9 protein-coding genes are annotated in these 12,058 nt (G+C 39.3%); 3 read left to right on the forward strand and 6 right to left on the reverse strand.

What is annotated here, in order from left to right; all coding sequences use genetic code 11:
* Positions 1-4 precede the first annotated feature (4 nt).
* Positions 5-424, reverse strand: coding sequence for an rRNA maturation RNase YbeY (gene ybeY / locus IV512_RS04860; protein WP_209401216.1), 420 nt, complete (start codon positions 422-424; stop codon positions 5-7).
* Positions 417-3,869: a hypothetical protein gene (locus IV512_RS04865; protein WP_209401218.1), complete on the reverse strand. Its 3,453-nt coding sequence runs from the start codon at positions 3,867-3,869 to the stop codon at positions 417-419. Before IV512_RS04865 ends, ybeY begins: the two co-directional genes overlap by 8 nt.
* A gap of 157 nt (positions 3,870-4,026) precedes the next feature.
* On the opposite strand from IV512_RS04865, the gene gltX reads away from it, so the two are divergent.
* Positions 4,027-5,526: a glutamate--tRNA ligase gene (gene gltX / locus IV512_RS04870; RefSeq protein ID WP_209401220.1), complete on the forward strand. Its 1,500-nt coding sequence runs from the start codon at positions 4,027-4,029 to the stop codon at positions 5,524-5,526.
* A gap of 140 nt (positions 5,527-5,666) precedes the next feature.
* On the forward strand, positions 5,667-6,602 hold the full coding sequence (locus IV512_RS04875) for an SPFH domain-containing protein (RefSeq protein ID WP_209401222.1): 936 nt from the start codon (positions 5,667-5,669) through the stop codon (positions 6,600-6,602).
* Between the two features lie 55 nt (positions 6,603-6,657).
* Here IV512_RS04875 and IV512_RS19855 read toward each other — a convergent pair whose 3' ends face one another.
* From IV512_RS19855 to IV512_RS04890, 4 genes are all read right to left on the reverse strand, one after another.
* Positions 6,658-6,873 carry a DUF6327 family protein gene (locus IV512_RS19855; RefSeq protein WP_245224677.1) on the reverse strand — a complete coding sequence of 72 codons (216 nt, stop codon included), beginning with the start codon at positions 6,871-6,873 and terminating at the stop codon, positions 6,658-6,660.
* Positions 6,870-7,220 carry a phage holin family protein gene (locus tag IV512_RS04880; RefSeq protein WP_209401223.1) on the reverse strand — a complete coding sequence of 117 codons (351 nt, stop codon included), beginning with the start codon at positions 7,218-7,220 and terminating at the stop codon, positions 6,870-6,872. Before IV512_RS04880 ends, IV512_RS19855 begins: the two co-directional genes overlap by 4 nt.
* Before the next feature lie 3 nt (positions 7,221-7,223).
* Entirely contained in the window at positions 7,224-7,556 is a 333-nt protein-coding gene (locus IV512_RS04885; RefSeq protein ID WP_209401224.1) for a YtxH domain-containing protein, read from the reverse strand.
* A gap of 332 nt (positions 7,557-7,888) precedes the next feature.
* Complete coding sequence (locus IV512_RS04890; RefSeq protein WP_209401225.1) at positions 7,889-9,571, reverse strand: glutamine--tRNA ligase/YqeY domain fusion protein; 1,683 nt, start codon at positions 9,569-9,571, stop codon at positions 7,889-7,891.
* A gap of 217 nt (positions 9,572-9,788) precedes the next feature.
* On the opposite strand from IV512_RS04890, the gene IV512_RS04895 reads away from it, so the two are divergent.
* A complete protein-coding gene (locus IV512_RS04895; RefSeq protein WP_209401226.1) occupies positions 9,789-12,047 on the forward strand; it encodes a gliding motility-associated C-terminal domain-containing protein in 2,259 nt (752 codons plus the stop codon).
* Positions 12,048-12,058: the final 11 nt, after the last annotated feature.

Genomic DNA, 12,058 nt, shown 5'->3' on the forward strand with positions numbered 1-12,058 from the left:
GCATTTAATGTTCCACGTGGAACATTTCAATTTTATCATCTTCCTTGTTACGCATTTCCGAAGCTTCAGCATCCGATTTATCTTTATACCCCGCCAAATGCAAAACACCATGTGCTGTAACCCTTAACACCTCCTCAAAAAAATCGACATTGAATAGATTACTATTATCTTTCACGCGTTCAATCGAAATATAAATATCCCCAGAAAGAATATTTCCCTCTGAATAATCGAAGGTTATAATATCGGTCAGGGTGTCGTGGGATAAATATTTTTGATTCAGATTTAAAAGGTAACTATCGGTACAAAAAATATAATTGATATCTCCCGTCAACTTATCTTCGGAGTCTATTATCCTACTTATCCAATCGGAAAACTTGGTTTCATCATCTACCTTAAAATCGGTCTCATAGTGTAATTCAATCATCGCCTTTAAAATACTCTTTCACCTTGTTTTGGTAATTTTGGCGCAAAGGTAAGGCTTGTCTATTTAAAATCTCAACCTCATTACGATAATTGTCTAATACTGAAGGTTTAGTAGTAATTGGGTTTACAAACGAGGCTTTGTTTGTGTTACTTTCACGTTTTGATTGCTCTCCCTGCTTTAAAGAAGCATTTTCAAGTTTCATCAACTCGTGCTGAATTCGATTGATTTTATCGAGAGCCCTTTTTGTAATCCCATTTTCCAGAAGATCATTCTCAAAATCCTCCATCTGCTTTGCCAATTTCTCGCCCAATTTTCTGTCATTGGAATTTATCAAATCATTTAGTTGGGCTTCCAATTTTTGACGGAGCATCTGCTGCTCTTTATAGATTTCATAAATCTCTCTGAGTTCGCTTTCACTTGGTTGGCCCTGACCACCTTGCTGACCATTTTCTCCACCCTTTCCGTTATTGCCTTTTCCGCTTTTATTGCCTTGTTGGCCTTCTCCCTTACTACTAGAACCTCGATTTCCTTCTTCCGAGCCAAACTCCCCTTTTCCTTTTTCTTCCCCTTTACCACTTTCACCTTCACCCTGGCCCTCTTCAGATTTACCTTTTCCTGATTGGCCCATACCCTCCATCTTATCTTTTAATTCACCTTGGCCCTTGATGATATCCGGTAATTGGAAACCTTCCCCCTGTCCTTGTCCTTGGCCGGGCATCATGCTCTGTTGCATATTATCTAAAATTCGAGCCAGAAAATCTGCTAAACTATTCGAAGCGGTCAGCACATATTTCTGATAAGACGCGCCTTGATATACTTGGTTTTCCGCTATGCTCTCCAAAGATTTATCGATATTATAATAAACTTCTGTGATTTGTTCATTAACGAATTCTGACAGTTCGGCCCTGCGCAAAGACAAGGCAAAAATACTGTCGTCAACATGCTCAAATAAATCACGCAAATTTTGTTGCTCACGAATGGTGCTCGAAAATTGTGCATTGTCCTTATCTGAACCCTCTAGCTTATCGTAGAGCGCTTCTTGCTTAAAAGAAAACGTAATCAAGTTATCTAGCACCTGTCGTAACATCTCGGCATCTTCAGTATCGCTTGACCCGGTACTGGCAGAGGAGGCAGACTGTGAAAGGCTTTTACTCATCTCTTGCATTTTCTGAGCTGCAGATTTTTGCTTCTTAGATGCATTTTGAGCTATTTTCTCTCTGTTTTGGCTATCGGAGGACTGATCCTCACCCTGATGCTTATTTATCTCCTCTAAGGCGTCTTTTTGGTCATTCTTTATAGCGTCAGCATCTTCTTTAGAAAAATCAAGCTTAAGAGGCTTCTTAAGGGCTAAGTTGTCCTTTTTTAGTTCGTCGAGTTCATTCGCAATCTTATCGAACGCTTCGTTCAGCTTCTTTTGTTCTTCAGTAGAGAACTCTTCACCCAATTTCAATTTTGACAACACTTCTTGTCTTTTACTTTCAGAATCGAGGTCGTTCGCCAATTGTTCCACCTTTTCCTGAACATAATAGCGCTTAGTGAGTTCAAGTAGCTGTTCTAAATTACGCTCGCTGTTCTGTTGTTTTTTACCTAACTCTTCCAAACGCTGCGCTAACTCGTTCTTATCAATCTTCTTTGCTATTTTATCGAGCTCTTCCAATAGCTTCTGATTCTTCTTGGCCTCAATCTCTTGTCGCTCTAGGCGCTCTTGCAACATTTTGTTCAAGGGGTCGTTCTTATCTCCCTTATTCAGGTTTTCGCTTAGTTGCTTGCTAAACTTTTCCATCTGCTGCTCTTGTTGCTGTTGACGTTGAAGAAAATCATTTACCTCACTTTGATCGTTAAAATTAAGCTCCCCCTTCTCCTTTTGATTTTGGTTGATTTCATTAAGTGAATTCTTCTGCTCTTTGAAAGTTTCTAAAGAGCGGTCAAGATTGAGAATCAATGATTGTTGAGACTTCAAGTCTTCATTTCGCAATTGGCTCTCGTTAAGCACAGACATTGAAAATATTTGACTTTTGACCTGTTTTCCTCCATGGTTACCATCATTATCGGTCGCCGTAAAGTAGAAACTATACATGCCATTCTCTTTTAAATCTAACCCTGATGGAAATGTATAATAGAACTGATTAAAGTTAGAAGCGGGTTGCGCTATATCAATCACCTGTTTGTTCATTGGAGTGCCCTCTTCATAACAAACCAGTTTTATACTATTCAGTTTATAATCATCAGTAGCTTGGCCGGTATAATAAGAAATATTGGGGTTAAGCGTATCTTTCAGCTGCTCTACCTTAATTGTCGGGTACTGGTCCTTAATAATTTCAAACCGATAAGCCAATCTCTCAAAATTATCAACATTTTTGTTTGATGTAGCTATCTCGTAATCTAAACTGTAATAAATACGTTTAACAAAATTGAAACTGTCTTCTTTCTTCTCAAAAGACCTTATGGTATCTTTAGTAATAAAGCTAACCGCGCTTGTATTTAAACCCTCAATTTGCAACGAAACCCGAGTGCCTTCCGGGAACGTCGCATTACCCGTACCATCTACGGTTTCAGGACTTTTATTTAAATAATTAGGGTAAGTTAAATGAAGTTTAAAATCTTCAATAACCGGAGTCTTCTTAACATCCAGGGAATAGGTGCGAGATCGAACATTGTTAGCGTTAAAGTAAAACTCTTGACCATCAAATGGACTAGAAAAGGTATGTTCATACCTTCCGTTAATCTTTTGTAAAATGTAGTTCTTCCCTTCCACCGCAATAAAAACCTCATTAGGTTTAACATCTCCTATTGTTGTCACCGCTACCGTTAAAGCTTGGTTATCTAAAACTTCCAAATTATCAGAAACCAATTGAAACCTAAATGGTGCCGGGGGCTCATAAGCCAGTTTGTAGTTGACAACCCGATCCGCCGAACCAAAAAATGGAGAAAGATTGCCGCTCAGCCAAATCAAGAGTAAAATAACAATAGGAAAAAAGAGGTACTTGGTATATTTTAAATTGTCGCGGTAATCAATAGCGCGACTGAACGGCACAGGGCCTAACCTTGCGGAACGTTGTTCTATGCTCGCCAAAACAAGATCTGAGCGCTTCTCGTTATCAGCCAATTCCAATAAATTATATAGCTTATCCCCTACTTCCGGAAAGTGTTTTCCAATCAATTTTGAGGCGTCACGTTCGCTAATCCCTTGTTTTAACTTAATCAAGTAAAAAATGGGAGTTAGAATATACACAAAAGCCAACAAGCCCGATACCACAGTAAACAGTATCAAAAGCATTAGCCTCCAAGTAGAGCTTAGCCAAAAGAAATACTCTATCGCTAAAACCGTCAAAACGAATAGCGTAGCTAAAGCAATAAACAGCAAAGTGCCTTTAATCAGCATCTTGGTGTAGTATTTCGTTGTAAAAGCTTTGAGCTTGGCCAGTATGTTTTGATAGCTATTCATGCACTAACAAAGATAGTCAAAAACTAGACCATCAATGTTTTAACTAGAACAGTGACGGTTGAAGTGAACAATATGTAATTCCATAAAAATGTAGGTGGCAATAGTCATGACATTTAAATCAACATATGTGTATCTTTGGCCCAGAAAAATTACTGCTATGGCCACTAAAACTCGTGTTCGTTTTGCTCCTAGCCCTACAGGGCCCTTGCATATAGGGGGTGTTCGCACCGCATTGTTCAACTATCTATTTGCTAAAGCCCAAGGTGGCGACTTTATCTTACGTATTGAAGATACCGACCAGAATCGTTATGTTGAAGGTGCGGAAGACTATATCGTTAAATCGTTAAATTGGTGTAATATTCCCTTCGATGAAGGGCCAGGAAAAGAGGGCAAATATGGGCCCTATAGACAAAGTGAGCGTAAAAGCCTGTACAAAGAGTATGCACTTGAACTTATCGCGAATGGCAAAGCGTATTATGCTTTCGACACTTCGGAAAAATTAGATTTTCATCGTAAAGATCATGAGGCAAAGGGCAAAACGTTTATCTATAATTGGCATAACCGTCTAAAATTAGACAATTCGCTTTCCTTGATGCCGGAAGAAGTACAAAAGAGAATCGATGCCGGAGAAGATTATGTTATTCGCTTTTTAACCCCGCCAGATGAAAAATTGCAACTGAAAGATATTGTAAGGGGCCACATCGAAATAGACACCAATACCCTAGATGATAAGGTCTTGTTCAAAAGTGATGGTATGCCCACTTATCACTTGGCCAATATAGTAGATGACCATCTTATGGAAATTTCACACGTAATTCGCGGTGAAGAATGGTTGCCCTCTTTGGCTCTGCACCAACAGTTATATGATGCCTTTGGATGGAATGCCCCAAAATTTGCCCACCTGCCCTTAATCATGAAGCCGGTCGGCAAAGGCAAACTTAGCAAACGTGACGGTGAAAAAATGGGTTTCCCCGTATTTCCATTGTCATGGAAAGAATCTGAAGGCTATAAAGAAGCGGGCTACTTTCCAGAGGCGGTAGTTAACTTTCTTGCCCTATTGGGTTGGAATCCGGGAACGGAACAAGAATTGTTTAGTCTACCAGAGCTAATCGAAAACTTTTCATTGGAACGTGTAAACAAATCGGGCGCCCGATTTGACCCAGACAAAACCAAATGGTATAATCAACATTATCTTCAAGAGGCCGATAATATATTTTTAGCCACACTATTCGCTGAAAAGCTAAAGAATAAAGGCGTTAACTCCACTTTAGATTATATTCAACAAGTAGTGGCGCTCATTAAAGAGCGTGCAACCTTTGTTTCAGACTTTTGGGAACTTTCTGACTACTTTTTCAAAGCACCGGAATCTTACGGTGAAAAAGCGGTGAAAAAGCAATGGAAAGAAGGCACGTCAGATATTTTGAACCAAGTGGTATCATTATTAAAACAATTCGACGATTTCTCTTCAGAACACGTAGAAACCCAAATTAAAAGTTGGATCGGCGAGAAAGAACTTTCATTTGGCAAGGTAATGCCCCCTCTTCGACTAGTTATCGTAGGCGATATGAAAGGGCCACATCTTTTTGATATTATGAGCATGATCGGTAAAGAAGAAAGTATTAAGAGAATAGAGAAAGCCATTCAAGCCTTAGATTAAGATGTCGGATAACCCATTGTAGTCACGTGCAGATGCTCAAAGTGTACTTTTATACACGATTCTGTAACAATTATAAGTAAATAGCTACAGATATACCAAAGTCTGAGTATATTCAGCCGTGCAACTTAAAACTAAATCATATGGGACAATTTCTATTGATACCGATTATTTTCTTCGGACTCGTTATTCTTTTCTCTTCCTTCTTTATCGTTAAGCAGCAAACAGCCGTTGCCATAGAGCGATTCGGTAAATTTCAGAGCATACGCAGTTCAGGCTTGCAAATGAAAATTCCGATTGTTGACCGTATCGCCGGTCGTTTAAGCCTCAAAATTCAGCAGTTAGATGTGATTGTTGAAACCAAAACCTTAGACGACGTATTTGTAAAGCTTAAAATATCGGTTCAATATGTGGTCTTAAAGGATAAGGTCTACGAAGCCTTCTACAAGCTAGAATACCCTCACGAGCAGATTACCTCCTACGTATTCGATGTAGTGCGTGCAGAGGTTCCTAAAATGAAGCTAGACGATGTTTTCGTGAAGAAAGATGATATCGCTATAGCCGTAAAGACCGAACTGCAAGAAGCTATGTTCGATTACGGATTTGATATCATTAAAACCCTGGTGACAGATATTGATCCCGATGCCCAAGTAAAGAATGCCATGAACCGTATCAACGCCTCTGAAAGAGAGAAAATAGCAGCTCAGTTCGAAGGTGATGCCGCGAGGATACTAATAGTTGAAAAAGCCAAGGCGGAAGCAGAAAGCAAACGTCTACAAGGTCAAGGTATTGCCGACCAAAGAAGGGAAATTGCCCGTGGCCTAGAGGAATCCGTAGAAGTTTTGAATAAAGTAGGTATCAACTCTCAAGAGGCATCTGCGCTAATAGTAGTAACACAACACTATGATACCCTACAATCGATTGGTGAAGAAACCAACACCAACCTGATTCTGTTACCTAACTCACCTCAGGCCGGTAGTGATATGCTTAACAACATGGTCGCCTCTTTTACCGCGAGTAACATGATCGGTGAAAAGATGAAGGAAGCCAGCAACAAAAAAGATAAAGATAAGACGTAGCTTATGTAGCTTAGATTTTAAAATAAAAATGCCCGCATCGATGCGGGCATTTTTATTAATGGAATTTCTTCATAAACTTACTAGCAATGAGTGATATAACTAGTTTTTGAATTACCCCACCTACTCCTCCCAGCAAATTGGTGGGATATAAACTGGTCTTTGTCTCATTGAATTTCAACTTGAGATTCTCTCGATCTATATCTTGTTGTAGTTTTAGAATCTTAAGATCCTGGTCAATTTGTTCAAAAGATGTATATTGTTTGGGAATCATATTTCATCAAAATAAAATTCAGAAAATTTCTTTAAAAGAGGTTTGTTCAGTCGTTGTCTGAGTAAAAACAAAATTAGACCTACCAGTATATAAAACCCACCTACAACTAAAAACCCGAGTGCATTACTATCTAAGGCTTCGCCGACCCAAAAGGCAGTACTGGCAGATAAAAATAACAAAGCAAGTAACAGCATAACAGAGACCAAAGCTATTTTGGCAAAAATGACGATGGCCTTCATCATCACTTTAAACCCTTTTAGCTTATAAAACTGAGCACTACTGTCTACATAAGATTTGGCACTTGCCTCTGCCTCAGAGAAATTCTCTTTTATTTCTTCAAAAGCCATAGATTACTTTTGTAATTGAGCATTCTTTTGTCGCAAATCCTCAAGTTTCTTTTCTAAGGTCAAGATAATATCATCGGCTTTATAGCTCATATTAGAAATTGTATCTTCTAACTTCTGCTCAAAATCAACTTTTTTCTCTTCGGCGGTTTTAGTAAGCTCATCAGCCGCTTGACTAATTCTATGGGTAATATCTTCTTTGGTCTTTAATGCGCCCTTCTTGATTTTTTTTCTGGTTTTAATACCTTTCTCTGGTGCATAAAGAATTCCTGCTCCTGCTCCGATAATCGCCCCTGTTAAAATGGCGATTAGAATATTTCCACTATTATCGTTTGACATAATTGTTGTTTTAATTAATAACTAATTTCAGAAGATGGTTTTATCTCCTCTACAAATACAAAATTATGCTCACGCTTACCGAGTAGTTGCCCCAATCCAAGTAAAAATTGACTTTCCTACGAATTTAAGACAGATTTAACCGTTTAAGCCGATGTAATGGCATATTTATCTAAACGGAATAGATTGACCCTGCCCTAATTTGAAATGGCCATATACAGCAAGAAAATCATTCGTTTTTAATCAAAAAAAATGATGTAAAAAGAAAGATTAATAATTATTTCTTATGGGAGTGTGTTTCCTAAAATCCAATGAAAAGTAGAAACTACTCAAAATTATTTCGATTGGAGTTTTGCCCAAGTATCTCTGAGTCCAACGGTTTTGTTAAATACTAATTTATCATCGTTTGAATCGGGGTCAACACAAAAATACCCCATCCTCTGAAACTGAAACCTATCCCCAACTTTAGCGTCTTCAAGACTAGGTTCTACATAGGCAGTGATTACTTCTAAAGAATTCGGATTGACGAACTCCATAAAATCTTTGTCCTTTTGGGTATCTGGACTCTCATGTGTAAACAATCTATCATAAAGCCTTACCTCAGCACTTCTGGCGTGTTTGCAGGAAACCCAATGTAATGTGCCTTTTACCTTACGAAGACTCTCTTCTGTACCGCTACCACTCTTGCTCTTAGGGTCATAGGTACATTGTACCTCAACTACATTACCCTCACTATCTTTAGTGCAACTTTCTGCCTTTATAATATAACCGGCCTTCAATCGGACTTCCCCACCCAATTTTAATCGAAAAAACTTGCGATTAGCTTCTTCTCTAAAATCGGCCTTTTCAATAAAAATTTCTCTGGAAAGAGGAATTTGACGAGTGCCCGCATTTTCATCTTCAGGATTATTTTCAATCTCTAGCCACTCTTCTTCACCTTCAGGAAAGTTTGTTATTACGACTTTCAATGGGTCTAGAACACCCATTACCCTTGGCGCTGTTTTATTCAAATCTTCCCTAGCACAAAATTCTAGAAGAGACACGTCAATTAAATTTTCCCTTTTCGCTATCCCTATTGTATCGGCAAAGTTTCGAACAGCATTAGGAGTGTACCCTCTTCTTCTCAGGCCAGAAATGGTAGGCATTCTGGGGTCATCCCATCCGTCAACGACATTATTCTCGACCAATTGTAACAATTTTCTTTTACTTACAACGGTATGGCTCAAATTTCTTCGGGCAAATTCACGCTGTTTCGGACGCACCTTTTGCTCGTCAATAACCTGGTCTAAAAACCAATCATAAAGCTCCCTATGCATAGCAAATTCAAGTGTGCACAGAGAATGGGAAACTTGCTCTATATAGTCGCTTTCACCATGGGTCCAATCATACATCGGATAAATACACCATTCGGTATTTGTGCGGTGATGCGCTTTATGTAACACTCGGTACATTATGGGATCTCGCATCAACATATTGGAAGAAGACATATCTATTTTTGCCCTTAATACATGAGTGCCCGAATCATGTTTACCCTCTTTCATTTCCTTGAAAATAGCAAGATTCTCTTCAATAGAACGATTTCTGAATGGACTGTCGATTCCGGCTTGTGTAGGTGTTCCTTTTTGATTGGCCATATCCTCAGAAGATTGACTATCAACATACGCCTTACCTTGCTCAATTAAGAGAAGCGCCCAATCATATAACTGTTGAAAATAGTCGGAAGCATACCTTTCGGTATCCCATTTAAAACCTAACCATTCTACGTCTCTTTTTATAGCGTCTACGTACTCCTGCTCCTCTTTTGCCGGGTTAGTATCATCAAACCTCAAATTAACCGGTGCTTGGTACCTCAATCCAAGTCCAAAATTTAGACATATTGAACTCGCATGCCCAATATGCAAATAGCCGTTAGGTTCCGGTGGAAAACGAAAACGCAAATCATCTTTAGAAAAGCCATTTTTAAGGTCTTCTTCAACAATGTGTTCAATAAAATTCAGGGATTCTGACGCCTCGCCCATAGATGTTTTTTTAAAGGCACAAAGGTAGTTAAAATGCATTAATAGCCGTCGAATGAAAATTCTTTCCTATCAAATTGTGGCTTTTCACAACACATTTACCGTCCGATACAACATAAAATTCCTTACGCGTATCTAAAGTAGCATATTTGTTTATCGTTAGTTGCTGAACCCCAAATCTAGCCTCGAACGTGTAGTAAACCCAAAACTACCACTACTTATGAAAAAAGCACTCTTTACAACTGGAACAACGCTTGTCGTGGCATTAATGCTATTATCAAGCTTCTCTACTAACGCTCAGGCCATAGCATTACAAGCCCCAGAGCCTGCCGACAATCCCAATATCGGAGGCAACTCCCCTTGGGATAAGGCATGCGGCTCATCAACGTTCAACGAATATTTCGTGACCATCAAATGGGCGGGTAGTGCAAACTCTGACAATCAATTTATTCTAGAGCTATCAAACGCTTCAGGTTCGTTTAGTTCGCCCACGGTACTTTCCACGATAACGGATCAAAATAGTAACTCAGAATTTCTGACAAGTTTTGCCCTTGGAACAGACATACAAGGTACAGGATATCGTATGAGAGTCAGGAGTACGAATCCAGCAACAATTAGCCCTGCTTCATCAGCCTACTCCATGTACTACTTAGGTTTTACGAACAACTTACATATGAGTCCTGATGGTGATGGTTCGACACCCGGCACCCTACAAGTTTGTGGAGGGGCCAATGTAACTTTAAGCGTAGACAATGTGCCGTCATCAGATTTAAATACCTATCAGTATTCATGGTTTAGGAGCGGAACACCAATTGGTACCGGACCCTCAATAGAAACTAGTGGAGATGGAGAGTATTTTGTCTACATTGATTATGGTGATTGTACCGGTTCCGCCAATACGGAATCAAATCACATTATAATCAACTCAGGAACTAGTAGTGGTATAGCGATTAACAACCCTGCATCAACCTCATTATGTGCTGGTGAATCTGCACCGGCGTTAGAAGCCAATGTTCAAAACGGTTCATATTCATATACCTGGTACAAAAATGGTGAAATTGTTCAAGCAGAACAGGCGGGTGCATTTACCTATACGATTGACACAAATAATCCATCATTTATCGGTGATTATACGGTTGAGGTAAAAGGGTCGGGTATTTGTACCGAAACATCGCAAGCAGTTACCATAACTAATGCGGGTGCATTTACAGTAAATAGAAACAATAGCGAAAATTTGGTAGTCTTACCAAGTCAAACACAAACCTTAAGCGTAACTACAGATGCAAATAGCCCAACTTACCAATGGTATAGAAACGGAACAGCAATACCGTCTACCAATGCAGCCTCGCTAGACATATCACAAGCAGGAACATATTATGTTTCTGTAACACAAACAGGCGGTACGTGTTCTTCAACTACAATAAACTCAGAAAACACCATAGCCGTAAGCCCTACAGAATTTAGATTAGAACTAGATTATGCTACCCCGTATAGCGAATGTACAGAATCAAGCATTGTACTTGAAACCGCAAATATTTACGCCATTCTTGCCGACTCTAGCGAAATTGACGTTACGAACGATGTTGCAACTTCTTTCAGCTATCAGTGGCATAAAGATGGGGTAGCGGTAAGTGGAGAGTCTGCAAAATCTATCAGTTTGACCAGCAGTGATGAAAACGGAACATATTCTGTTGAGGGCACTTTTGCCTCAATGGCGAGTACTTCGAACACCTTGCCCGTTCAATTATCTAGTAACGCAAGCCTAACCATTACTAGTACAAGTACCGTATATTGTAGTGCTGAAGATGCAATTACCATAGAAGCCTCCATTGATTTGACCGGCGAGGACTTCGAGTGGGAAAAAGATGGTAATATCATAAGTACTACTGATATATCATTGAACGTATCGGAACCAGGAACTTATCGTTTAGTAGTAAGAAAAGGCTCATGCCAACTTATCTCCAATGAAATAACCGTTGCGCCGCTAGATCCTGAACTAATCACATTAGATGTTGATGGAGATGTGATTTTCCCAGAAGGCAGCTCAAAAACAGTGACTGCTAACGGTGGTACATCATACAGATGGTTTGATGCGAACAATATCGAAATAGGAAGCACCAACTCTCTTACGTTTACAACCGAGGGCAGCTATACTTTGGTTGCCAATGTAGATGATTGTCAAGTTGCGAAACCCATTACGGTGGCTTACTTAGATCTTTTTAACATACCGAATGTAATTACTCCCAATGGAGATGGGGCAAATGATCAATGGATTATACCAAATTCATATTCCAACAAATCTGATGTAAACGTAATCATCTATAATGCGAAAGGAGCAGAAGTTTTAAATGCTACCAACTATTCGAATAATTGGCCAGAGTCATCAATGGCTTTTTCTAGCCAGAACATGGTTTTCTACTATGTTATCAAGAATAAGGCCGAAACATTAAAACAAGGTACCATAACAGTTATCAGATAAGTCACCACACC

Source organism: Pseudozobellia sp. WGM2, from assembly GCF_017810075.1.
Taxonomy (GTDB): Bacteria; Bacteroidota; Bacteroidia; order Flavobacteriales; family Flavobacteriaceae; genus JADNYK01.